This window comes from Paraburkholderia sp. 2C (genome assembly GCF_054589215.1).
On sequence record NZ_BAAILL010000065.1, the window covers coordinates 438,385 to 462,155 of the forward strand.

Sequence of the window (23,771 nt, forward strand, 5' to 3'; positions counted from 1 at the left end):
CGGCCTATCCGCCGCCTGTCCGCCGCCGATGCGTCGCCGGTTCGACACCTCGACATAACCCATTCCGACGTATAAAAGCAGCGATAAATATGAAGTCGTTTCGTCAGCCGCTTTTTCTGGCTATCGTTGTCATTCCCAATGTTCTATGTGTCATCTATTTTCTTCTGATCGCTTCGCCGGTTTACGTTTCGACGGCGTCGCTGGTCGTCTATAAGCCCACGCAGAGTTCGCAAAGCCTCGCGACGATGCTTTCCGGCACGGGAGGCGGTAGCTCGCCCGAGGGCGCCTACATCGTGAAGGACTACATCGGCTCATGGGACGAATACCGGAACGTGAGTCGGGCCGTCGAACTCTCGAAGCATTACGGTGAAGGCGATCTGCTCAGCCGTTTTGGCGGACTCGCCACGCTCTTGCGGAAAAGCGATGTGACGCTCTGGCATTACTATCAAAGCCGCGTGAATGCGGCGATTGATCGGGATAGCGGAATCGTTTCGCTATCGGTCGAAGGCTATACGCCGGCGATGGCCGCGGCGATTGCACGAAAAGTGCTCGACGATTCTGTTCGTCATATCGACGAAATGAACCGGCAGCAGGAGACCGACTACATTCGCAACGCCATCGACAGGAGAGCGTCGATCGAGGCGAACCTCAAGCGCGACGAGGCTGCGCTCGCCGCCTATCGCGTTGCGACCGGCATGCACGATCCGTCGCAGTTGTACAACTCGAACCTCGCGCTCCTGAATTCGCTTAACGAACAGAAGGCGCGCATGGTCGCGCAATACGACGCGATCCGGAAGGCCACGCCGAACAATCCGGTGGCGAACAACCTCGAATCGGCAATGGCCGCCATTCAGGCGAGGATCTCCAGCACGCTGAACGACGGCAAGACACTCTCGCGCCAGGCCGCGCGCCATGCGGAGCTGACCGTGGCGCGCGACAACGACATTGCCTTGCTTCACGAAGTCGAGACCGCGGTTCAGCAGGCACAGCTGAACGCGCTGAAGAACAAGTACTACCTGAACATCATCAGCGCGCCGTCGAGCCCGCAGGCGCCCGAACTGCCCCGGCGTCTCGAATGGATCGCCGGTGTACTGCTTGCCACCCTCGTGCTGTGGGGACTTCTCCGATGAGGAACATGCTTCGAATGGCCCGCCTCGCTCCCGTAAGCGCGATGCTTGCATTGTCGGCGTGCAATACGCTTCCGTCCGCGGGGCCTTCGGTGTCGTCGTTGAACGCCACCACGGAAGTCGACATCGTCAATGTCACTCCCGCCTTCGCGCGGCAACGGGCCGTGTCGGAAAAAGAGCGCCACGATGCGCAGCTTCAGCAATCGCTCGCGGCGCTTTCGGGCGAGCCGAAGCAGAATGGCTTCGCTTTCGAGCCCGGCGATACGCTTCACCTGCAGCTTTGGACCATCTCGCCGTGGCCCGGATCCGATTCGCAGCAAGGCGCCTCGAATGTGCCGACACCGATCGACCTCGGCGCTTACACGGTCTCCGCAAGCGGCGCGATCGATCTTCCCTATGTGGGCCCCACTTCGATCCGCGGGCTGACGCTCGACGCGGCGCAGAACACGGTTGCCCGGCGATACGCGTCGCTCGGCATTCTTCAGCGCCCGGCCGCGAAAATCTCGGTGACGTCTTCGTCACATGGCAGCGTGCTCGTCACAGGCGCTATTGGTGCGCCAAAAATTCTGCCATGGACACCAGCGGGGATTTCGCTCGCATCGGCCTTGACCCAGGCGTTGGGAAGCGGCGCCGATCTCATCGGGTCGGCGAATGGAGACGGCCGCAGCGGCATCGCCAGCCAGGTGACCGTGTTGCGTAACGGCGCGTCCGTCACGCTGTCACTCGACGATGCCCTTGCCCGCCAGGTCGCGCTTGCTCCCGGCGACCGCATTCTCGTCAAGCGCGCGCCGGTCGTGCGCGTGACCATGGTCGGCGCCGGGATTCGCAAGAATGGGCAGTTCGACTTTGCGCATGTGCCCACGCTCGCCGAAGCGCTAGCCGCAGCGTCCGGCCTCGATGCCAACGTGGCGGACGACCATGCCGTGTTTGTCCTTGAGGGAACGGAAAAAGCGGAAAGCGGTGAACGCCCGGTGCTCTACAGCTTCGCCTGGAATAATCTGCAGGGCATGCTTGCGTCGCACAGCTTTCCGATCAAGGACGGAGACATGATCTATGTGGCCGAGGCGCCGATCGTTCCGGTCGAGCGAGCCGTCAGCATCCTGTTCCAGCTTGCGGTTCCCGTCCAGGCTGTGAAGTGATATGCCCTTTGGTGCCTACATCGATTCGCTTGGGCTCGATGCCGCAGAGGTTCGGCGACTGCGCGCATCGGTTCGCAGCTGGGACGACCTTCATGCATGGCTCGATATCAATCGGCGACCGGTCATTCAGCCGAAGCCGGAGCGCATGACCGTCGCTCCCCCGGCGCTGGACGTCGAGTGGAAGCGCAATGTCTGGGGGCGCATCCGGCGTGCGCATGCGGCGAAAGTTCAGGACGGCGAGGCGCGAGGCTGGGAGCGGGTCGTCGAGTATCGAAGAAAAGTGACGCTTGCGCTGACCTTTGTCACGACGGTCGTTATTCTGCTGCTGTCCAGCTACACGCTGCGCGCGCAGCAGATGCCCGAGATCACGACCAGAATCTATCTGGTGCTCTACGGTGTCATGACGTGGTTCCTGGCGTCCAACTTCTTCAAGCTCATGATCGGAACCTGGCACACGCTGCGGGGGCCGGCCAGCAATCCGTGGCATCCGTCAAAGTCCGCCCGCGAGCCGCGCAAGGAAGCGAAGGTTGCCATCATCTATCCCGTTTACCACGAGGACGTGCCGCGCGTCGCCGCCGGCATGGCCGCCACGTGGGAGTCGATCGAACGCGAATTTCCAGGTTATTGCGGCCATTTCGACAACTTCCTGCTTTCCGACAGCCGCAAGCTCGAATACTGCATCGCCGAGCAGAGTGCCGTGCACAACTTGCGCGAGCGATTTTCGCAAGGGCGTTTTTTCTATCGCCGCCGCCCCGTCAATCTGAACGCCAAGCTTGGCAACGTGACGGATTTTTGCCGGCGCTGGGGAAAGAAGTATGAGTACATGCTCGTCATGGATGCCGACAGCATCATGGATGGCAAGACCATCGTCGAACTGCTCCGGATGATGGAGGGCAACGAGCGGATCGGCATCCTGCAAACCAACCCGAAGCCCGTGCTGCGGCGCAGCCTGTTCGGCCGGATGCAGCAGTTCGCCGCCCGGCTCTACGGGGCCGTGTTCTCGTACAGCCTGCAGGCGATGTTCATGGGGCACGCGTCGTACATTGGCCACAATGCAATGATACGAATGAAGCCGTTCATCAAACATTGCATGCTTCCCGAACTGTCAGGCAAGGCGCCTTGGGGCGGCAAGCCATTGAGCCACGACATCATCGAATCGGCGATGATGGCGCGCGCGGGCTATGAGGTCTGGTTCCTTCCCGAACTGGAAGGCAGTTACGAAGAGATACCGGCCAATCTTCTGGGATTTCTGATACGCGAGCGGCGCTGGATGCAGGGCAACATGCAGCATCTGCGATTTCTGTTTATCGATGGCCTGCGCTCCGTTCACAGGGAGACCTTTCTCAACGGATCGATGGGCTATCTGGCCGCTCCGCTATGGGCAATGTTCCTCGTCGTGTCGGCGTATGGGATGGTCCATTTCCTTAGCGAAGGCGTTCTGCTGGTCGGATCGATCCGGCTGCTCGCCATGCCGATGATCATGCTGCTGATCTCGTCGCTCGTCTTTCTGTTTATGCCGCGTTTGCTGGCGTTTGCCGTGCACGTCAAGCGCGATCGCGCGCGTGGATTCGGCGGCAAGGATAAGCTCGCCTGGTCGTTGCTGCTCGAGACGATCTTCTCCTTTTTCTTTTCGCCGATCATGATGATCTACGTCACGCGATTCGTGTGGCTCTGGCTGAAGCGGAAGAGCATTTCATGGGGAACCCAGCAACGCGACGATGAGCCCCTGCCTTGGTCGGTCTGCGTCGCGCACTTCGGATGGATCAGTGTGATCGGGGTCATCTGCTGGGCATCGATGGCGTACGCGGTGCATGGCATCTCGGGTGCCCGTGCGCTCGTGATCGAAGCGCTTTCGAACAGATGGGTGTCGCCGGCCGACATCATGCTCTGGTTCTTCCCTATTCTTGCGGGATTCACCGGTAGCGTCTGGATCGCCCGCTTTACGAGCCTGTCGATCGATGCCGTCGCGTCACGCCGGCTGTTCAGCATTCCGGAGGAAATCGATACGCCTCGGGTGATCGAGGATACCGTGCGCTGGGAGCGAACGCTGCGCCATGAACTGCCGGACGTGGAAGACCCGGCGGGCGTGATCGAATATGCGGTCCGCGATGCGGGATTTTATGTCAGGCATCGGCCGGAAACGCGAATCCGTGCGCACATCGCGCATCGCTTGCTGCCGATGATCGCGGAAGGAAAGCCGCTGAGCGACAAGCACATGCTGCTTGCCTTGAGCGAGCGGAGCTGTTTCGACGCACTTCATATCAACGCGATGCGCCGTTGCACGCTCGAAGAAAACGCCGCCGGTTGTCGATAAGCCGCTGCTCCAGCCTGCGCCCAGCGGAATGATTCGCGGGACTACCTGTTGCTGCGTGTTCCGGCGCCGGCGCGACGCGTAGCCTATGAGCACGCAGCACGTGAACGCCCCGCTTTTACGGCGCGATGCCGAGCCGCTTCTTCGCGTCCGCGTACTCCTGCCTGAGCCGATCGACGAGTTCGGCGACGCTCGGCACGTCGTCCATCAGGCCGACGGCCTGCCCCGCGCCCCAGATATCGCGCCACGCCTTCGACTTCTCGTTGGCGAAGTCCATCTTCGATTTGTCCGACTCGGGCAGCGCATCCGGATCGAGCCCCGCCGCGACGATGCTCTCGCGAATGTAGTTGCCGTGCACGCCGGTAAACAGGTTCGTATAGATGATGTCGGCCGCGTTCGAATTGACGATCGCCTGCTTGTAGGTGTCGACCGCGTGCGCCTCGCGGGTCGCGATGAAGCGCGTGCCCATATACGCGAGGTCCGCGCCCATTGCCTGCGCGGCGAGAATCGAGCCGCCGTTCGCGATCGCGCCCGACAGCACGATCGGTCCGTCGAAGATGCGCCGCACTTCGCCGACAAGCGCGAACGGCGAGATCGTGCCCGCATGGCCGCCCGCACCGGCCGCAACCAGAATCAGCCCGTCGACACCGGCTTCGAGCGCCTTGTTGGCGTGGCGCAAGTTGATCACGTCGTGCAGCACGATGCCGCCGTAGCTGTGCACCGCATCGATAATTTCCCTCGCGGGCGCGCGCAGACTCGTGATGAAAATCGGCACCTTGTGCTCGACGCACACGCGCACATCGTGTTCGAGCCGCTCGTTCGAACGGTGAACGATCTGGTTGACCGCGATCGGTCCGATCACCGCGTCCGGATGCGCGGTCCTATGTTCGGCGAGCGCGGCCTGAATTTGCGTGAGCCATTCGTCGAGCCGTTCCGCGGGCCGGGCATTGAGCGCGGGAAACGCGCCGACGATACCGGCCTTGCATTGCGCGAGCACGAGTTCCGGGTAGCTGACGATAAACATCGGTGAAGCGACGACCGGCAGCGTGAGGTTTTGCAGAACGGCTGGCAATGCCATGGCGGAAGTCTCCTGAACGATGAATCTTTGCCGGCGTGCCGCGCGGCGCGGCGGGCCGGCATGACGAGTGTAGCGGGAAGCGGCCGTGCGAGCGGCAATTGCCGAACCGGTTACGCATCGTAATGAACGATCGTTCGATTATAGGGTGGCAACCTGCCCTACGTGCCCCACCCACCGTTGGAGGAAGAGTTCGGTTTCTATATCTGCGTGGGCTAACCCACCTCGCGCGGGCACGGCGGCCTTCTACAATGCGCACACTTACAATGACAACGAGAACGCGCCGATGCCCTTCGATCACTACACACCGTTTCGCGTCTTGACTGACGACGTCGAAATAAACGGCGTCAAGGGCGGATCGGGGCCGCCGCTGCTTCTGCTGCACGGGCATTCGCACACGCACGCGGTCTGGCATCGGTGCGCGCAACCGCTTGCCGAGCATTTCACGGTGATCGCGACCGACCTGCGCGGCTATGGCGCGTCAGCGATGCCGCACGGCGCCGCCTCGTCGCACGAGCTGCCTTCCAGGCGCGTGATGGCCGCCGACCAGATCGCGGTGATGCGCCATTTTGGCTACGCGCGGTTTCTCGTCTGCGCGCACGACCGCGGCGCGCACGTCGCGCACCGGATGGCGCTCGATCACACAGACGCCGTCGAGCGTCTGATGCTGCTCGATATCGCGCCCGCGTTTGAAGCGGACGTTCATGCGGCGCGGGCCGCCGCAACGACCGCGGCGGCGGCGGCAAACAAACTCGATCTCGAGCACGACCGCGCCGATATCGAACGCGGCACCAAGATCGGCTGCCCGCTGCGTGTGCTGTGGGGCACGCATGGCGTGCCGGGGCGGGCCGCCAAACCGCTCGCCGAATGGCGCAAGGTCGCGCGCGACGTCAGCGGCCGTGCGCTGCCATGCGGCCACGCGATCCCCGAGGAAGCGCCCGACGAGCTGATGGCCGAAATGCTGTCGTTCTTCGAAGCTATTGATCGGTAGAGGGGGAAGCGCGCGTGGAAGCACGGGTCGACGCGCGCGTCGTGGGCTGTCCGGCAGCCGTGGCCCGCGTCGCATCGGCGGTCGCACGCGCCGACAACGGCGGCAGCCGGCGCGGCACCGGCGTCGACTTGACGATCGCGGTGCGGGTCTCCGCGCGCTCGGTGACCTTCGACAGAATCTCGTCGAGCTGTTCGATGGTGCGCAGATAGAGCCGGCAAATGAAGCAGTCGTCGCCCGTCACCTTGTCGCACTCGACGAACTCCGGAATGCGCCGGATCACTTCTTCGACCAGATGCAGTTGGCCGGGCAGCGGCTTGACCCGAACGATCGCCTGCAGCGTATAGCCGAGCGCACGCGGGTCGATCTGCACGGTGAAGCGCCCGATCACCCCCGATGCTTCGAGGCGGCGCAAACGGTCGGCGGTCGCGGGCGCCGACAACCCGACGCGGCGCGCGAGTTCGCTGACCGGCTGGCGCGCGTCGTCGGCGAGCGCGGATAACAGCGCGCGGTCCGTATCGTCGAGCGGCGCGGCCGGCTGGAGCGGCGTCAACGACATGGCCGATGCAGCGGAACTGAGGCGTTTGGTCATTTGAGCCTTCGTTTGCGAAGTCGAAAGGGGGTTTGGCTTAAGTTTAGTCATGTATTCGCGCTTGATCATTCATTACACTGCCATCATCGGTATGACGCTTTTTGGGGACGGTGATGACAGGCGGCAATGAAATCCGGCGCGGCGCGCTCGAGATGACCATCGCGATGCTGATGTCCGGCACGATCGGTTGGCTCGTCGTGTCGTCGCAGCAATCGTCGCAAAACGTCGTGTTCTTCCGCTGCCTGTTCGGCGGCGCGACGCTCGCGCTCGTCTGCGCGGGACTGGGCCTGTTCCGGCGCAAGCTGTTCGCCTGGCGCGTCGTTGGGCTCGCCACGCTCGGCGGCGTCGCGATCGTCGCCAACTGGGTGCTGCTTTTTGCCGCGTATTCGCGCGCATCGATCTCGATGGCGACCACGGTCTATAGTACGCAGCCGTTCATGCTGGTCGCGCTCGGCGCGCTCGTGTTCCGTGAGCGCATCACCGCGTCGGTGGTCGCATGGCTCGGCATCGCGTTCGTAGGACTGGTGCTCGTCGTGCGGGTCGAACCCGCGGTGCTGGCGATGCCCGGGCAATATCTGCAAGGCGTCGCGCTCGCGGCCGGCGCGGCGTTCCTGTGGGCGATCTCGTCAATCGTCACGAAGTATCTGAAGTCGACGCCGCCGCATCTGATCGCATTCATTACCGCGGCGAGCGGCGTCGTGCTGCTCGCGCCGTTTGTCCGCTTCGACGCATTGCCGACCAGCGCGATCCACTGGCTGCAGCTGGCGACGCTCGGCATCGTCAATACCGGCGTGATGTACGTGCTGCTGTACGGTGCGATCCAGAAATTGCCGACTGCGATGACCGGCGCACTGTCGTTTATCTATCCGGTGGTGGCGATCATCGTCGACCGGGTTGCGTTCGGACAGAAGCTCGCATGGGTTCAGGTGCTGGGCGCGGTGCTGATTCTGCTGGCGGCGGCGGGCGTCAATCTGCGCTGGCGGATCGTGCCGCTGCGGCGTTATTCGTCGACATAGGTGCGTCGGGCCCCGAGGTGCGTCCGGATTTAACCGGTAGATAATACGGATTCCATAACATGAAGCCGGATCGGTATGCTTCGGATGTCTGTAAATCAGCTGTTGACGCCCGAGCCTTGTTTCCGCCTGTCGTGGCCTGAAGCGCGTAGGGAAACCCCCGATGCGTGAGTATGCATTCTGGAAGTATCATGGCTACTGACGCTGATCACGTCACACATAAAACGTTGCGCCGCTCGCCAGCATTGCCGAGCGGCTTTCTTTTTTCCGCCTCGGATTTTTCACAATTCGCGTGTCCTCACGTGCTCGCCGTCTAGCTGCAGCGGACCATCGTTGGCCGCAAGTTCCCTGACGATTCGCCGCACCAGCGCCGGCCATGCCTCGTGCGGCGCCAGTATCGCTGCGGCGGCGCGCATCGCGCTCGCGTTTTCGAGCATGTCGATCAATGAGCGGAAGTTCGTTGTACGCACATCGAGCAGCCTGAACACGAGCAGCACCTTGAGCGCATTCTTCGCGTTGCGCGCCGGGTCCGCGCGCAGCCACGCCAGCCGTGAGAACGCGCGTTCGAGCGCCGCTTCGACGTTCGCAAACGGTGCACCATGACCGGGAATCACCGTCGCGACGTCGAGGCTCGCGATCAACTCGAGTACTGCTTGCTGTTCCGCGAATCCGCTCTCGCCGTCGAGTTCGGGAAAGATCACGCCGAAGCCGTTTTCCCAGAGCGCGTCCGCGCTGATCAACATGCGTTCGTCGGCGCAGTAGAGCATCAGCGAATGCGGGTCGTGGCCTGGCGCGCCGAGCACCTGCCAGTCGAGCGCGCCCAGTTCGATGTGCATGCCGGGCGCGAGCGAACCGGTGGCGGAAAAGCGTTCGCAGAACTGTCCGGTCGCGCGAAAGCTGAGGCGCGTTTCATCCCATTGCCGCACTGTGTCGGTTTCGCTTGCCGGGATCAGCGTTTCGCAGCGCCATGTTTGCTGCAAGAGCGTGTTGCCGCCGCAATGGTCCGAATGCAGATGCGTGTTGACGATGCGATCGAGGGCCCGTGTGCCGAGTGCATGGCGTACGAGCGCGACCGTTTGGGGCGCGTGCGTCGCGTAGCCGGTGTCGACGAGCGTCGTGTGGCGATCGTCGAGCAACAGCACATTGTTCGACGACAGCCAGCCGCGTTCGAACACGCGCATCGACGCAGGCAGCGCGATCATGGCGCACCGCCCTTTTGCGCCGGCTCAGGGGCGAACGCCGGTGCGGGTTCGACTGCGGACTTCGGCATCACGAGCACCGTCGCGTTCGCCAGCATCACCGTTTCGTCGCGCTGGTTCGCCGCGTTGCCGTCGAGTTGAGCGAGGTCGCCGTCGAGACCTGGCTTCCAGAACGCGCTGCGCACGCGCCACGTGAACGTTAGCGTGTCGTCGCTGCGCACGGCCTTCTTGAGCTTGATGTCGAACTCGAGACCGAGCGGTTGCGCGTATTGCGAAAAGTGCGTGGCGACCAGCGCCATCAGATATGCGGTAGGCTGCGCGCCCGATGCGATCAGGGTGCCGAAGCGGCTTTGCGCCGCATACGCGTCGTCGTGATGCAGTGGGTTCAGATCGTTGACGAGCGTCGCGAACGACTTCACCGAAGCCGCCGAGAGCGCAAGCGTCGTGCTGAAGCTTTCGCCAACCGTCACGACGCGCGGCGGCCGATTCATCGCGACCCCTCGTTGCGCGTAGGCCGCTGTGGATCCGATTGCGCATTCGATTGTGCATTCGAGTGTGCATTCGATTGCGCGGCCGCTTGCGACATCAGGTACGCGTGCCTTGCTTCGAGCTTATCCCAGACCGCGCGCTTCGTTGCTTCGTCGTACAGCGACCAGTTTGCGATTTCGTCGATGGTGCGCAGACATCCGTCGCACCAGCCAGCCGCATTGTCCATCCGGCAGATGTTGATGCACGGCGAGGCCACTGGCGCCCCGTGCTCCGTATCGGGCGCGGCGCCGGTCATACCGGTTCGCGCAACGCAACGTCGACCACCGGCGCGCCCGTCAGCGCGACGAGTTCCTGCGGCGACAGGTTGAACACCGCGTGCGGATGGCCCGCCGCGGCCCACAGGCTGTCGAGATCGAGCAGGTCCGCATCGATGAGCGTGACCGGCGGCGTCGCATGGCCGATCGGACATACGCCGCCGATGGCATAGCCGGTCTTTTCGCGGACGAACTTCGCGTCGGCGCGGCCGACCGCGCCGACATGCGCGGCGACCTTGTGCTCGTCGACACGATTCGCGCCGCTCGCGACGACGAGTACCGGCGCGTCATCCTCGCGGCGGCGAAACAGGATCGACTTCGCGATTTGCGCGACCGAACAGCCCAGACCCGCGGCCGCTTCGGCCGAGGTCTTGCCCGTTTCCGGCAGCATCACGATCTGGCCGGCGTGGCCGCGCTCGCGCAACAGCAGCGCGACGCGGCGTGCCGAGTCGGGCAGCGCGCCGAGATCGGCGGAGGCGGCCGCGGCGGCCGGGTTCGGGAGTGAGGTGTCGTTTGTCATTCTTGAATGTGTCCGTGTTGCAGTGGAGTCAGGCGCAGTTCGTCTGCTCGCTGCGAGCCTTGGCCAGCAGCGCCTTGCCTGCGCGCGATACGTTCTGGCGTCCGATCGACTTCGAGATAAAGTCGCCGATCTCGACGACTTGCGCGAGATCGACGCCTGTTTCGATGCCAAGACCGTTCATCAGATAAAGCACATCTTCGGTTGCGACATTGCCGGTCGCGCCTTTCGCGTACGGGCAGCCGCCGAGCCCCGCGACCGATGCGTGAAAGATAGCGATGCCTTCCTGCAGCGCGGCGTAGATATTCGCAAGCGCCTGACCGTAGGTGTCGTGGAAGTGGCCGGATAGCCGTTCGCGCGGAAAGACCTGCGTGACGGCCGCGAACACTTCCTTCGTGCGCCTCGGCGTGCCGACGCCGATCGTGTCGGCAATATCGATTTCGTCGCAGCCGAGCGCGGCGAACCGCTCGACGACGTCGACGACCGAGGCGACCGGCACTTCGCCCTGATACGGGCAGCCAAGCGAGCACGAGACGCTGCCGCGTACGCGCAGGCCCTTTTCCTTTGCTGCCTGCGCGACCGGCACAAATCGCTCGATGCTTTCGGCGATGCTGCAGTTGATGTTCTTCTGCGAAAACGCTTCGCTCGCCGCGCCGAAGATCACGATTTCGTCGGCGGCCGCGGCAAGCGCGCCTTCGAGGCCGCGCATATTCGGCGTCAACACCGAGTAGATCGTGCCCGCGCGACGCTCGATGCCGGCCATCACGTCCGCGCCGTCAGCCATTTGCGGTACCCATTTCGGCGACACGAACGACGTGGTTTCCACATTCGGAAACCCGGCGGCCGATAGCCGGTTGACAAGTTCGATCTTGATCGCGGTCGGCACCTGCTCCTTCTCGTTCTGCAGTCCGTCGCGCGGGCCGACTTCGACGATCTTCACGGTTTGCGGGATTGCCATCGGGTTTCTCCTGCCGCGTGATGCGGCGTAACTGCGAGACGTAACTGCGAGACGTAACTGCGAGACGTAACTGCGCGGTGTAACTGCGTGGCGTAACCGCCTGCGCGGATAGCGTCACGGATACGCTCAGTAGCCGCGCGCAATATCGACGATACCGCTGATCGTTTCACCGCGCGTCAACGCGACGATTTTCTGCGCAATCTGCGCGACGCTCTCCGTACGCAGCGTGAGCGCCGAACTGTGCGGTGTGATCGTGATGCGCGGCTCGCGCCAGAACGGATGATCGGCAGGCAGCGGTTCCTCGCGGAATACGTCGAGTGTGGCCGCGGCGATCCGGCCGCTCGCCAGCGCGTCGAGCAGATCGCGCTCGACGAGATGCGCGCCGCGCGCGACGTTGATCAGGTACGCACCGTTCGCGAGCCTCGCGAAGGTGTTGGCGTTCAGCACGTCGTGCGTGTCGGGCGTATGCGGCAACAGGTTGACGAGCACCTTCACGCCATCGAGAAAGGCGTCGAACTGTGCGGGCCCTGCATAAGTCTCGATGCCGTCGATCTGCCGCGCGCCGCGGCTATAACCGCGCACCGGCAGCCCGAACATTGCGACCGCCTTCGCGACATGGGCGCCCAGCACACCGAGCCCGAGCACACCGACCGTGAACGACTCGCGCCGATGCGGCTCGAGCACGTGCCAGCGATGTTCGTTCTGTAGCCGGGCGTATTCGTCGAAGCGCCGCAGGTAGCGCAGCACCGCATGAACGACGTACTCGGCCATTTGCGGGGCCATGCCGGTATCTTCGAGCCGCACGAGCGGTACATCGGGCGGCAAGGTGCCTGGCTGCTCGCGTTCGATGGCGAGGATCGCGTCGACGCCGGCGCCGAGATTGAAGACCGCGCGCAAGCCGCCGCGCCGCGCGAGCATCTCGTGCGGCGGACGCCAGACGATGGCGAAATCGGCCGGCGCGGCGTCGCCGGGCTTCCATTCGCGCACGTCGGCTTCGGGCAACGCGCGCCGCAGATCGGCGAGCCACGCGGTGGCATCGGATTGCGGCGTGTAGAACAGAATCTTCATGCGAGGGCTCGGGTTCGATGGACCAGTTGTCGCTGTGCACGCGCTATTGGCGAGGCGCTTGAATCGGCAGGCAGGTCGCGCCCGCTGCGGACGGCGTCTCCCTGAAGGCGGCCTCAACGCCCGCGTCTTTGCCTGTGGGCACCGGTCTTTTATTGGATAGACCTCATTCTACTTTTTTCGTGCGGATGTGCGTTTCGCGTGCATGTTGTGCGGCAGATCCGCGCTGCGCCGCTCACGCGTGTCGTGTCCGCCCGATATGCAAAGCACGAAAAATTGGTTCGGCTGTGTCGGCTTGCGCGCCACAATGATTTCTCCTACTCCGTCTGCGAGGAAAGAATCATGTTTTCGTGCAAAACATCGACGTGGCCACCGCGGCTTGTGACTGTGCCGGGTTTGCATGGCAGCGAGGGAGCGCACTGGCAAACATGGCTCGAACGGCAATTTCCGCGCTCGTTGCGCGTTGAGCAGACGGATTGGGACGCACCGGACCTCGCCCGATGGGCGCAGGCGGTGAATGATCTGCTTGCCCGGCAGCGCGGCCCGTTCGTGCTGGCTGCACACAGCTTCGGCTGTCTGGCAGCCGCACGCGCACTCCAGCAGCGCGCGCGACGCGCGAGTTCTGCCGACGTGGTGGGCGTGTTGTTCGTCGCGCCAGCGAGCCCGCGCAAATTTGCGTTTGCTGGCGCATTCGACGCGGCGCGCATTTCAGTGCCGTCCATTCTGGTTGGCAGCGAAACGGACCCATGGATGCCGCTTGCGGGAGCGCGGCAACTCGCACAACGCTTCGGCAGTGCGTTCGTCAATCTTGGTGAGGCGGGGCATATCAACACGGCCGCGGGTTTCGGCCCGTGGCCGCGTGCGAAGTACTTCGTGGATACGCTTGCGCACTGTGCGGCCCCATTGCGGTTCAGCGAGGACACCGCGTTACTGGAGCCGGTTGCACAGGCCATGGCATAACCCCGAAGTCACTGCATCAGAACCAGTGGAAGCCCTTCGCGAATAGCGTGCAGACACCAATCAGACCGGCCCACGTGATGTGGAAATCGGCGCGCTGCGACTTACGCAGATCGCGGATGTCGCTACGCAACGACTGCACTTCTTCATGGACCTGGTCAAGCGACGTTTCAACGCGAGTGGTACGTGTATCCATATTTCTTTCTCCGAATTGACGCAAACGACTGGAAGGCTTTTCGCGGCCAGCGCGATTCATCGTTTTCGCGAGCATCGTACGTGATTCCTCTCTTAAGCTGCGCACTTTTTTTGTCAGAAAAACTGCAGAACAGCAACCGATAAACGCAGAAACCGATGCCGGCTCTGCGACCCTCGCAAAAGCGATCGAGAGAATCGTACGGCATGCTGATCGATACAAAAACTCAGCCGAATGGCATACGTCGTTGTCGGACGGGAGTCAGAAACAAAAAAGGCTGCCGTCATCGACGGGCAGCCTTCCAGACCTCGCGTAGTGGAACTCAGGCGTTACCGGGCGTGCATGCGCGACCATGCGGCCCAGTCAAAGCCGGGAGCAGGCGCGCGCTCAGCTTTGCATCGTGTGACCGTCGCAACCGTGCGTGCAGCCGCCCGCTTCATGGCTGCTCTCATGGCCGCCCATGTCACGCGGCAATTGCTGAGCGGCCTCGGCATGCATGCCAAGACGCGCGAGCAGTTGGCGATCGGCTTCCGCTTGCGGGTTGCTCGTCGTGAGCAACTGATCGCCGTAGAAAATCGAATTCGCGCCCGCGAAGAAGCACATTGCCTGCAACGCGTCGTCCATCTGCTCGCGGCCGGCGGAAAGCCGCACCATTGCGCGCGGCATGGTGATTCGCGCGATCGCGATCGTGCGCACGAACTCGAACGGGTCGAGCGCTTCGGTGCCGGTTAGCGGCGTGCCTTCGACCTGCACGAGATTGTTGATCGGCACCGACTCCGGATACGGCTCCATGTTCGCGAGCTGCGCGATCAGGCCCGCGCGTTCGCGCCGCGATTCGCCGAGGCCCACGATGCCGCCGCAGCACACGTTGATGCCTGCATCGCGCACGCGTTCGAGCGTATCGATGCGGTCCTGATAGGTGCGCGTCGAGATGATCTGCCCGTAGAACTCCGGCGACGTATCGAGGTTGTGGTTGTAGTAGTCGAGGCCCGCGTCGGCGAGGTCTTTCGCCTGATGCGGTTCAAGCATGCCGAGCGTCACGCAGGTTTCGAGCCCCATCGCCTTGACGCCGCGGATCATCTCCTTGATCGGTTCGAGGTGGCGGTCTTTCGGATTGCGCCATGCGGCGCCCATGCAAAAGCGCGACGCGCCGTTTTCCTTCGCGGCGCGCGCGGCGGCGAGCACGCTGTCGATTTCCATCAGCTTGTCGGCTTTCACGCCGGTGTCGTAATGGACCGACTGCGGACAGTACGCGCAATCTTCCTCGCACCCGCCTGTTTTGATCGACAGCAGCGTCGACAACTGCACGGCGTTCGGGTCGAAGTGTTCGCGGTGCACTTGCTGCGCGCGAAACAGCAGGTCGTTGAGCGGCAGTTCGTACAGCGCGACCACGTCGGCCACGCGCCAGCGCGCGCGCGTCGCGGGGAGCGATACGGCAGTCGACACAGCGGCGGCGGCCTGTTGTGCATCGGCGTGAGCCGTGGGGGAAGTGACTTGAGTCATCGGTTCAATCCTTATCGATCAATTCGAAAATTCTAGCGCTGCTGAAAGCTTTCGTGCTGCGCCGCGCGCAGCGTGCGCAAAAGTCCTGCGATGTCGAGGTGCCCGGCCGCGACATCGGGCGAAGCCGGCTGCAGATGAGGCACGATGCCGACGAGCGGCGCGCCGTACTGGCGCGCGAGGCGCCCGCGCAACGCTTCGATGTTTTCATCGGCGAAGCGCATGGCCGGGTCGACGCGGTTCGCGACCCAGCCGGCAAGCCGCAGCCCGCGCGCCGCGATCGCCTCGGCCGTGAGCAGCGCGTGGCTGATGCAGCCAAGCCGCATGCCGACCACGAGCAGCACAGGCAGATCGAGCGTGGTCGCGAGATCGGCGGTGTCGTGCGCATCGTCGAGCGGTACGCGAAAGCCGCCGACGCCTTCGACGACGACGATATCCGCGGCGCGCACCGCCTGCGCGTGGCAATCGACAATCCGCGCGACATCGAGCGAGACGTTTTCGAGAGCTGCGGCGATATGCGGCGCCGCCGGCTCCTTGAGCAGGTACGGCGTGCGTATTGCGGGCGGCAGCGGCGCATTGGCCGCGGCGTCGAGCTGGTCCGCATCTTCGTTGCGCCAGACGCCGTCCTGTTCGTAGGCCCCCGCGGCGATCGGCTTCATCGCGGCCGCGCGCAGGCCTTCGCGCGCGAAGCCGCGCAACAGCGCCGCCGATACAAGCGTCTTGCCGATTTCCGTATCGGTGCCGGTGACGAACAGCGAGAGTGCGGACGAATGCGTGCCGGTCATGCGCCTTCTCCCGGCAGCACGCTGAGCGCGGCCTCGAGCCGGTCGAGGTCGGCGCGCGAATGCGCGGCCGACAGCGAAATGCGCAGCCTTGAGGTGCCTTCGGGCACGGTCGGCGGACGGATCGCCGGCACCCAGAGACCGGCGCGATCGAGTGCCGCGGCGATGTCGAGCGTCGCTTCGTTCGCGCCGATGATGAGCGGCTGAACGGCGGTTTCGGAGTCGACGGGCAGCCACGGCGTCGCTTTCAGCATCGCGCGGGTGCGCTCGATCAGCGTATGCAGATGGGCGCGCCGCGCATTGCCTTCTTCGCCGGCGATGATCTTCAGGCTCGCCGAGACCGCGTGCGCGGCGGCCGGCACGGACGCAGTGGTGAAGATATACGGCCGCGCGCGCTGCACGAGCCATTCGATCACCGTCTCGTGCGCGACAACGAATGCGCCGGACACGCCGGCCGCCTTGCCGAGCGTGCCGATCGACACGAGATTCGGCGAGCGCAGCCCGGCGTGCGCGAGCGCGCCGCGCCCTTGCGGGCCGAGCACGCCGAAGCCGTGTGCGTCGTCGACGACGAGCCATGCGCCATGCCGTTCCGCGAGCTCGACGAGGCGCGCGAGCGGCGCGAGGTCGCCGTCCATGCTGAACACGGTATCGCTGACGATCAGTTTGGTCGGCGCATCGGACGCATCGAGCATCGCGGCGAGCGCGTCGGCATCGGCGTGCGGATAGATCTGCACCTCGGCGCGCGACAGACGCGCACCGTCGATCAGCGAGGCGTGATTGAGCGCATCGGAAAACAGCATCGTGCCGCGGCCCGCGAGCGCGGTCAGCGTCGCGAGGTTCGCCATATAGCCGGTGCTGAAATAGAGCGCGCGCGGCGCGTCCGAAAAGCCGCCGGCAAATTCGGCGAGGTCGTCTTCGAGCTGTGCGTGCGCGCGCGAATGGCCGCCGAGCAGATGCGAGCCGCCGCTGCCCGCGCCATAGCGCCGCGCGCCTTCGATCAGCGCGGCGACGAGCAGCGGGTGCGCAGCGAGCCCCAGATAATCGTTGCTCGCGAAGCCGATCACGTTGCGACCATCGACGGTCATATGCGCGGAGCACGGGCTATCCGCCACACGCCGGTGGCGGCGCAGGCCTTGCGCGTCGAGATCGGCGAGCCCTTGTTCGAGCCTGTCGAGCAACGGCATCAACGGCCCTCCGCGAGAGTCGCGTCGAAAATCTCGAGCGTGCGGGCGGCGAGCCATTCAGTTTCGGCGGTATCGAGTACGTACGGCGGCATCAGATACACGGTCGTGCCGATCGGGCGCAGCAGCACTTCGCGTTGCAACGCGTGCTCGAAGAAGCGGCGCGAGAATGTTCTGGCGAACTGCGGGTTGTCGACGGCGGCGTCGAACGCGAAGATCGTCCCGCACTGGCGCAGGTTGCGCGCATGCGGATGATTCGCGAGCGGTTCGAGGGCGGCGCGCATCTGCGCCGATTTCGCCGCGTTCGCGGCGAGCACGCCGTCGCTCGAGAACAGATCGAGCGTGGCGAGCGCCGCGCGGCAGGCCAGCGGATTGCCCGTGTACGAATGCGAGTGCAGGAAGCCGCGCGTCGTGTCGTCGTCGTAGAACGATGCGAAGATTTCGTCGCGCGTCAGCACGATCGACAACGGCAGATAGCCGCCGCTGATGCCTTTCGACAGACACATGAAGTCGGGCCACACGCCTGCCTGCTCACTCGCGAAGAACGTGCCGGTACGGCCGCAGCCGACGGCGATTTCGTCGGCGATCAGATGCACGCCGTAGCGGTCGCACAGCGCGCGCAAGCCTGCGATGTATGACGGGTCGTGCATCGCCATGCCGGCCGCGCACTGCACGAGCGGCTCGACGATCAGCGCGGCGATATTGCTGCCGCGCGCTTCGAACAGCATGCGCACGTTATCGAGCGCGCGGCGCGCGACGTCGGCCGCGGTTTCGCCGTCGCGCGCATGGCGTGCGTCGGGCGAGGCCACCACATGCGCGTGGCGAATCAGCGGATCGTAGGCGTCCTTGAAGAGCGCGACATCGGTGACACCGAGCGCGCCGATCGTTTCGCCGTGGTAACCGTTCGCGACGCAGACGAACTCGCGCTTGTAGTCGTAGCCGCGGTTGCGCCACGCGTGAAAGCTCATCTTCAGCGCGATTTCCACGGCCGACGCGCCATCGGAGGCGAAAAACGCATGACCCAGCGTCTGCTGGGTGAGCGCCGAAAGCCGCTCGGCCAGTTCGACCGCCGGCTCGTGCGTGCAGCCGGCGAGCATCGCGTGCTCGAGCGTATCGAGCTGGTCCTTCAACGCCGCATTGATGCGCGGGTTCGCGTGGCCGAACAGATTGACCCACCACGAGCTGATCGCGTCGAGATAGCGCCGGCCGGCGCGGTCGTAGAGCCACGGACCCTGGCCGCGTGCGATCGGCAGGAGCGGCAGCCGCTCGTGATGCTTCATCTGCGTGCACGGATGCCAGACGGCGCGCAAACTGCGCGCGACCCAGTCGTCGGTCCCGGCCGTGCCGGGCGTCGAGGCATCGGTCGGCGGCGTGAGCGTCGGCGGAATCGATGGGTCGATCGGCGGGGCGGCCGACGAGTTGACCGACGAGTTGGCCAACGGGTTGGCCAGCGGGTTGGCCAGATGAGTTCCTTGCGTATTCAAAAACCACTCCGGGCAAAACGCATGCGGACGGCGCAAATGCGCCGGCCTTGCATGCACATGCGAATGCAAACAGGGCCAATCGGGACGGCAGGGCGCCCTCTGGAAAACGCGGCGAGCGCGGGGAGGTTGTGAGATTAACGCGATATCGAACGTAATGCACCACCGGAAAATTATCGCGCCGTGTCTGCGCTACCCTTGATTCATAAGGCTTTTTCGACGATCGGAGCAGCACGGCGCCGATCGCTTGCGAAGCGCGCAAATCGCTGCAGTTGGCGACGACAGAGTGGGCCGCTCCCCTACGGCAAAACGCGTGGCGCGAATGGACTGAAGAAAGGGAAACGCAGGCAAAGAACGCGCAACCACTGTCGCCCGCCGTGCGTCTGGGTGAGCGCGGGTCAGCCCGGTCGGCCTGCTTTATCGGATTCGGAGAAGGATGGCGGTCGCCGTGTCGCGACCGTCGAGAATCAGTTGCGGCTCGCGAGCGCCGGCTTGCTGTCGGTCTTCGGCTTCGCGGCGTCGGTGTTGTTGCCGCCATTGTCGGCCGTTTGCGTATCCGACTGCGTCTGCTTCCAGACGACCGTATCGTTGACCGCGTAGAGCCGGCATGGGTCGCTGCTCTGCTTCTGGCAATTCGAAATGGCCACCGCCATCGGATCGTCGCCGCCTTCGGCCCACGACCATGCGCCCGTTGCCGACACCGCGAACGCGCGGCTCGGATACTGGTGCAGGAAGTTGCGATAGCCGTTGCGGCCCGCATCGTCGACGAACGGCACGGAATTGACCGCGTCGATCGACGCGAAATCCGTCGCTTTCGGTTGCGCCGGTTCGGACACCTGGTATTGAACGCGGGTCGGCATGCCGGCGCGCGCGAGGAAGCGCTCGACCGACGGCCACCAGATATGCACGCCGTCACGATCGCCGACGAGACGATGCGCGTCGTTCTTGTACATGCCGAAGTCGACCATCTTTGCGTTCGAGCCATGCGCTTCGAACGCCGTGTACATCTGCCCGACGAGCTCCGGCGACCAGATCGAGTCGTTATCGCCGTACAGCCATAGCGAAGGCACGCGCACCTTTTCGCCGTAGGTGCCGAAGGCGCGCGTCAGATTGCCTTGCCAGTCGGTGCAGGCGTCCTGCCGCAGGCCGCCCGAGAAGTTGATGAGGCCGCGTACGCCCGGCGCCGCGTCGACGCCGTAGGCGATCGTCGCGAGACCGCCGTGCGAGGTGCCCGCGATCACAATGTGCTTCGCGTCGACATACGGCTCTTTCGACATGAAGTCGACCGTCGAAGCGATGTCCGCCGCCTGGCTCATGCCGTTGCGTTCGACGTCGCAGCCGTCCTGCACATAAGTGCCGCCCGACTGCGCGAAACCTTGCCGGTTCGGCGCGACGACGACATAACCGCGCCGCACGAATTCGCGGGCGAACGAAACGGGATCGCTGCGCGCCTGCGTGCGCGGGTCGCCGTGAATCTTGCCGTGATTGAAGACGACGAGCGGGAATGGGCCCGGGCCATCGGGCTTGTAGATCGTTGTTTGCAGGGTGATGGTGCCGTCCGCGCCGGCTGGAATGCCGATCACCTGCTCGTTCAGGTGGACGGTCGGCAGATAGTGGTCGTCATCGAGCGCGATACGCGGCACGGTGGCGTTCGCAAGCGGTCCGCCGTCGACATCCGCGGCCGTGCCTGCCTGTGCAACTGTTGCGGCCAGTGCTACGACGCACGCCGCCACCATCGCACACCCCGTTCGGACTTTCCTCAACATCATCCGCTGTACCTGCTTCGAAATAACGCCTGAATTGCTTGCGCGGTTCGAGCTATTTGTCTGAATTGCCTGCGCATGTTGCGCCGCAAAATGACAAAACAGCCCACTCGCGTGCTGAACTTGCGTTCGCACGCCGGAGAAAAATCGCACCGAGTGAATCGCAAACCAAAGTCGACGCCACCCCACGCGCCGATGAAGAGCGTCGCGCGATGCTCCGAAAGCATGCCGCTTCAAGGCAGGTTTGCCGCGGCATGTCCGGAGATCCTGCGGGGCCGGTGGACCGCACCTCCGCGACGGACACTCAAGACTATGGCTCGATCCTGGCACGACAATTTCCCTTTGTGCAATTCAGTAGAAACCCCTGCCGTACAAATTCCCGTTGCGGAATGTGGGAAATGACCGTGCAAGCCGCGTCGTTGTTGACTCTGCGTAAATGTTGCGGCTTCGATTTTGTCGCGGACAACCAACGATTTCCGGTCAATAAAAATGAACGCGTTTAAAGGGAGATATCGGAAAACGCTGCTGACTTTCAGTGACACGAAACAGTTCTGTCACAACTGAATGGACTGCGGCGATGGACCGGGCGCCCACGGCGCGATCGTTTGGACGACCGGCGATACGGATAAAGGTCAGGGTAAACGTCAGGTATAGACGTCTGCACAAGCGGTCAGCGATCGCTCACGTCGCCATCGACATAGCGCCAGCGGCCATCGTCGCCGCGCAGGAAACGGCTTGATTCGTGCAGCCTGTGCGCGCGCCCGCCGGTCTTGTATCGTGCGACGAATTCGACCTCGGCGTGCGTGTCGCCGATCGGGGTAAAGCGTCTGATCTGCAGGCCGAGCCAGCGCGGTGAATCGGGCGCGGCGGGATCGACATCGAGGTCCGCGGGACACGTTTGCGGCGCCCACGTCGCTCGCAGGTAACCGGTGTCGCCGAGCACGTACGCGCTGTAGCGCGAGCGCATGAGTTCGAGTGCGCGCGGCGCGGGCTCGCCGCCGTCGATATAGCGCCCGCAGCAGTCGGCAAAGCGCGGGGCTTTGGCGGATGCGTGGCCGCGCTGCTGTTTCTGTGCCGCTGCCTCGGGCTCGGCACCGCCGCACGGGCATGCGTCGGGCCGCTGTGTGGCTGCGGCAGGCGTCTGACCGGCATTGAGATTGGGGTGCATCGTCATCGTGTCAGCTCAGCCCTCGTGCGATGAGAATCTTCTGGATATCGCTTGTGCCTTCGTAGATCTGGCAGACGCGCACATCGCGATAGATGCGCTCGACCGGAAAGTCGCTCAGATACCCGTAGCCGCCGTGAATTTGCAGCGCCGCCGAGCAGATCCGTTCGGCCGCTTCGGATGCAAAGAGCTTCGCCATCGCGGCTTCGGTGAGGCACGGCTGCCCGGCATCTTTCAGCGACGCTGCGTGCCAGACCAGTTGCCGCGCCGCTTCGAGCTGCGTTGCCATGTCCGCGAGCCGGAACTGCACGGCCTGGTGCTCGAAAAGCGGCTGGCCGAAGCTCTCGCGCGCCCTCGCATAGGCGAGGGCCGCTTCGAGCGCCGCGCGCGCCATGCCGACGCTTTGCGCGGCGATGCCGATGCGGCCGCCTTCGAGCCCCGACAATGCGATCCGGTACCCCTCGCCGACGCTGCCGATCAGGTTGCCGGCCGGCACGCGGCATTGCTCGAACACGATCTGCGCCGTATCGGACGAATGCTGGCCGAGCTTGTCCTCCACGCGCGCGACGATGTAGCCGGGCGTATCGGTCGGCACGATAAACGCGCTGATGCCGCGCTTGCCCGCCTCGCGATCGGTGACGGCCATCACGATTGCGACATCGCCGTTTTTGCCGCTCGTGATGAACTGCTTGACGCCGTTCAGCACGTACGCCCGGCCGTCTTCGACGGCTTGCGCGGTCGTGCGCAACGCCGACGCGTCGGAGCCCGCCTGCGGTTCCGTCAGGCAGAACGCGCCAAGCATCTCGCCGCGCGCGAGCGGCGTGAGCCAGTCGCGCTTTTGCGCATCGTTGCCGTAGCTGAGCAGAATGCTGCACACGGGGCAGTTGTTGACCGAAATCGCCGTCGACGTGCCGCCGTCGCCCGCGGCGATCTCCTCGAGAATCAGTGCGAGCGCCAGCGCGTCGAGTCCGGCGCCGCCGTAAGCTTCCGGTACGAGCACGCCGTACGCGCCGAGTCCGGCCAGCTGCTTGTGCACGTCTGCCGGGAACGTGCGGTCGCGGTCCCATTGCGCGGCATGCGGGGTCACTTCGTCGCGCACGAAATCGCGCACCGCGTCGCGGATCATCGTGTGATCCTGATCAAGCACCATGTGTGCGTCTCCCTGTGCCACCAGTCGATTGAAGCTTCACCAGTCGAGCGCCGTGCCGTCGTACTGAAAGAAGCGGCCGTGAAAAAATTCCTGTGCGCCGGCGGCCTGCGCGAGCACTTCGCGCATGGCGGCCACGCTGTGTTCGACGGCAAGCGGGGCGCGCGGCCCGCCCATATCGGTGCGCACCCAGCCCGGGTGCAGCGCGATGCACGTCGCCGCGCGCGTTTGCAGCGAAGCGATCTTCAAGACGTCGTTGAGCGCGGCCTTGCTCGCGCGATAAAGCCAGCCTGTCGTGCCCGTCGCATCGGCAATGCTGCCCATGCCGCTCGACAGCACCGCGAGCACGCCGGCCGCTTCCTCGACGAGCGGCAGCAGGATCGGGATCAACTGCATCGGGCCGCGCACATTGGTGCCCATCACGTATTCGAAGTCCTGCACGGACGGCATATCGACGCTTTCGGTGCGCGGGCCATAGACACCCGCATTGAGCAATGCCACATCGAGCCGCTCGCCGTCGAGCTTCCAGCCGAGCGCGGCGATGTCTTCGGGCACCGTGACGTCGACCGACAACGCCGCGGCGCCGAGTCCGGCGAGCGCAGCGAGCGACGCTTCGTCGCGCGCCGTCGCGAGCACACGCCAGCCCGCCTGCCGATACTGCCGCGCGAATTCCCAGCCGATGCCGCGCGACGCGCCGACGATCAACACGGTCTTCATGCAGTCTTATATGGACACCTCCCGGCTTGCCAGGGGATATTGACGTGTGTAAGACAGAAGTAGGCTGCAGACTTATATCCGACCTGTAATGCGGACGC

At 64.3% G+C, this 23,771-nt stretch carries 22 protein-coding genes and 2 pseudogenes; 7 read left to right on the forward strand and 17 right to left on the reverse strand.

Annotated elements, in window-relative coordinates; all coding sequences use genetic code 11:
- Nucleotides 1-89: 89 nt before the first annotated feature.
- The 3 genes from ACYPXD_RS30800 (at nucleotide 90) to mdoH (ending at nucleotide 4,580) form a co-directional block, all read left to right on the forward strand.
- Nucleotides 90-1,130, forward strand: coding sequence for a lipopolysaccharide biosynthesis protein (locus tag ACYPXD_RS30800; RefSeq protein WP_459720835.1), 1,041 nt, complete (start codon nucleotides 90-92; stop codon nucleotides 1,128-1,130).
- Between the two features lie 14 nt (nucleotides 1,131-1,144).
- Entirely contained in the window at nucleotides 1,145-2,266 is a 1,122-nt protein-coding gene (locus ACYPXD_RS30805; protein ID WP_459720838.1) for a polysaccharide biosynthesis/export family protein, read from the forward strand.
- A gap of 145 nt (nucleotides 2,267-2,411) precedes the next feature.
- Nucleotides 2,412-4,580: a glucans biosynthesis glucosyltransferase MdoH gene (gene mdoH / locus ACYPXD_RS30810; RefSeq protein ID WP_459720840.1), complete on the forward strand. Its 2,169-nt coding sequence runs from the start codon at nucleotides 2,412-2,414 to the stop codon at nucleotides 4,578-4,580.
- 115 nt (nucleotides 4,581-4,695) lie between these two features.
- Here mdoH and ACYPXD_RS30815 read toward each other — a convergent pair whose 3' ends face one another.
- On the reverse strand, nucleotides 4,696-5,655 hold the full coding sequence (locus tag ACYPXD_RS30815) for an NAD(P)H-dependent flavin oxidoreductase (RefSeq protein WP_459720843.1): 960 nt from the start codon (nucleotides 5,653-5,655) through the stop codon (nucleotides 4,696-4,698).
- Nucleotides 5,656-5,938: 283 nt separating this feature from the next.
- Between ACYPXD_RS30815 and ACYPXD_RS30820 the strand changes: the two genes are divergently transcribed.
- A complete protein-coding gene (locus ACYPXD_RS30820; RefSeq protein WP_459720846.1) occupies nucleotides 5,939-6,643 on the forward strand; it encodes an alpha/beta fold hydrolase in 705 nt (234 codons plus the stop codon).
- A gap of 91 nt (nucleotides 6,644-6,734) precedes the next feature.
- Here ACYPXD_RS30820 and ACYPXD_RS30825 read toward each other — a convergent pair.
- Nucleotides 6,735-7,232: pseudogene (locus tag ACYPXD_RS30825) on the reverse strand (Lrp/AsnC family transcriptional regulator); the annotation flags it as partial.
- A 113-nt stretch (nucleotides 7,233-7,345) separates the two neighbouring features.
- Between ACYPXD_RS30825 and ACYPXD_RS30830 the strand changes: the two are divergent.
- Complete coding sequence (locus ACYPXD_RS30830) at nucleotides 7,346-8,248, forward strand: DMT family transporter (protein ID WP_459720848.1); 903 nt, start codon at nucleotides 7,346-7,348, stop codon at nucleotides 8,246-8,248.
- A gap of 278 nt (nucleotides 8,249-8,526) precedes the next feature.
- Here the strand turns inward: ACYPXD_RS30830 and ACYPXD_RS30835 are convergent, their stop codons facing one another.
- The 6 genes and pseudogenes from ACYPXD_RS30835 to ACYPXD_RS30860 form a co-directional block, all read right to left on the reverse strand.
- Nucleotides 8,527-9,447: an MBL fold metallo-hydrolase gene (locus tag ACYPXD_RS30835; protein ID WP_459720852.1), complete on the reverse strand. Its 921-nt coding sequence runs from the start codon at nucleotides 9,445-9,447 to the stop codon at nucleotides 8,527-8,529.
- Nucleotides 9,444-9,935, reverse strand: a complete 492-nt coding sequence (locus tag ACYPXD_RS30840; RefSeq protein WP_459720855.1) for a MaoC family dehydratase — start codon at nucleotides 9,933-9,935, stop codon at nucleotides 9,444-9,446. The genes ACYPXD_RS30835 and ACYPXD_RS30840 overlap by 4 nt, the downstream gene beginning before the upstream one ends.
- Nucleotides 9,936-10,012: 77 nt before the next feature.
- Nucleotides 10,013-10,228: pseudogene (locus tag ACYPXD_RS30845) on the reverse strand (DUF1289 domain-containing protein); the annotation flags it as partial.
- The gene (locus ACYPXD_RS30850) at nucleotides 10,225-10,767 is read right to left on the reverse strand and encodes a YbaK/EbsC family protein (RefSeq protein WP_459720860.1); all 543 of its coding nucleotides are present in this window, start codon (nucleotides 10,765-10,767) and stop codon (nucleotides 10,225-10,227) included. The pseudogene ACYPXD_RS30845 and the gene ACYPXD_RS30850, both read right to left, overlap by 4 nt.
- Before the next feature lie 28 nt (nucleotides 10,768-10,795).
- Nucleotides 10,796-11,722 carry a hydroxymethylglutaryl-CoA lyase gene (locus ACYPXD_RS30855; protein ID WP_459720863.1) on the reverse strand — a complete coding sequence of 309 codons (927 nt, stop codon included), beginning with the start codon at nucleotides 11,720-11,722 and terminating at the stop codon, nucleotides 10,796-10,798.
- Nucleotides 11,723-11,848: 126 nt separating this feature from the next.
- A complete protein-coding gene (locus tag ACYPXD_RS30860) occupies nucleotides 11,849-12,790 on the reverse strand; it encodes a 2-hydroxyacid dehydrogenase (protein WP_459720869.1) in 942 nt (313 codons plus the stop codon).
- Between the two features lie 339 nt (nucleotides 12,791-13,129).
- On the opposite strand from ACYPXD_RS30860, the gene ACYPXD_RS30865 reads away from it, so the two are divergent.
- On the forward strand, nucleotides 13,130-13,747 hold the full coding sequence (locus ACYPXD_RS30865; protein ID WP_459720873.1) for an RBBP9/YdeN family alpha/beta hydrolase: 618 nt from the start codon (nucleotides 13,130-13,132) through the stop codon (nucleotides 13,745-13,747).
- Between the two features lie 16 nt (nucleotides 13,748-13,763).
- On the opposite strand, the gene ACYPXD_RS30870 is transcribed toward ACYPXD_RS30865, so the two are convergent.
- From ACYPXD_RS30870 to ACYPXD_RS30895, 6 genes are all read right to left on the reverse strand, one after another.
- A complete protein-coding gene (locus ACYPXD_RS30870) occupies nucleotides 13,764-13,940 on the reverse strand; it encodes a hypothetical protein (protein WP_459720877.1) in 177 nt (58 codons plus the stop codon).
- A gap of 384 nt (nucleotides 13,941-14,324) precedes the next feature.
- Nucleotides 14,325-15,440 carry a biotin synthase BioB gene (gene bioB, locus ACYPXD_RS30875; protein WP_459720880.1) on the reverse strand — a complete coding sequence of 372 codons (1,116 nt, stop codon included), beginning with the start codon at nucleotides 15,438-15,440 and terminating at the stop codon, nucleotides 14,325-14,327.
- A gap of 32 nt (nucleotides 15,441-15,472) precedes the next feature.
- A complete protein-coding gene (bioD, locus tag ACYPXD_RS30880; RefSeq protein ID WP_459720883.1) occupies nucleotides 15,473-16,222 on the reverse strand; it encodes a dethiobiotin synthase in 750 nt (249 codons plus the stop codon).
- Nucleotides 16,219-17,403: an 8-amino-7-oxononanoate synthase gene (bioF, locus tag ACYPXD_RS30885; RefSeq protein ID WP_459720886.1), complete on the reverse strand. Its 1,185-nt coding sequence runs from the start codon at nucleotides 17,401-17,403 to the stop codon at nucleotides 16,219-16,221. The genes bioD and bioF overlap by 4 nt, the downstream gene beginning before the upstream one ends.
- Nucleotides 17,403-18,788, reverse strand: coding sequence for an adenosylmethionine--8-amino-7-oxononanoate transaminase (gene bioA / locus ACYPXD_RS30890; protein WP_459720967.1), 1,386 nt, complete (start codon nucleotides 18,786-18,788; stop codon nucleotides 17,403-17,405). The genes bioF and bioA overlap by 1 nt, the downstream gene beginning before the upstream one ends.
- A 560-nt stretch (nucleotides 18,789-19,348) precedes the next feature.
- On the reverse strand, nucleotides 19,349-20,650 hold the full coding sequence (locus ACYPXD_RS30895) for a dienelactone hydrolase family protein (RefSeq protein ID WP_459720888.1): 1,302 nt from the start codon (nucleotides 20,648-20,650) through the stop codon (nucleotides 19,349-19,351).
- A gap of 53 nt (nucleotides 20,651-20,703) precedes the next feature.
- Between ACYPXD_RS30895 and ACYPXD_RS30900 the strand changes: the two genes are divergently transcribed.
- Entirely contained in the window at nucleotides 20,704-21,147 is a 444-nt protein-coding gene (locus ACYPXD_RS30900; protein ID WP_459720891.1) for a hypothetical protein, read from the forward strand.
- Between the two features lie 167 nt (nucleotides 21,148-21,314).
- Here the strand turns inward: ACYPXD_RS30900 and ACYPXD_RS30905 are convergent, their stop codons facing one another.
- From ACYPXD_RS30905 to ACYPXD_RS30915, 3 genes are read right to left on the reverse strand one after another with little or no spacing between them, the layout of a single operon-like run.
- Complete coding sequence (locus ACYPXD_RS30905; RefSeq protein WP_459720894.1) at nucleotides 21,315-21,818, reverse strand: YchJ family protein; 504 nt, start codon at nucleotides 21,816-21,818, stop codon at nucleotides 21,315-21,317.
- 4 nt (nucleotides 21,819-21,822) lie between these two features.
- On the reverse strand, nucleotides 21,823-22,959 hold the full coding sequence (locus ACYPXD_RS30910) for an acyl-CoA dehydrogenase family protein (protein WP_459720897.1): 1,137 nt from the start codon (nucleotides 22,957-22,959) through the stop codon (nucleotides 21,823-21,825).
- Between the two features lie 36 nt (nucleotides 22,960-22,995).
- Nucleotides 22,996-23,673, reverse strand: coding sequence for an SDR family oxidoreductase (locus tag ACYPXD_RS30915; RefSeq protein ID WP_459720901.1), 678 nt, complete (start codon nucleotides 23,671-23,673; stop codon nucleotides 22,996-22,998).
- Between the last annotated feature and the right edge of the window lie 98 nt (nucleotides 23,674-23,771).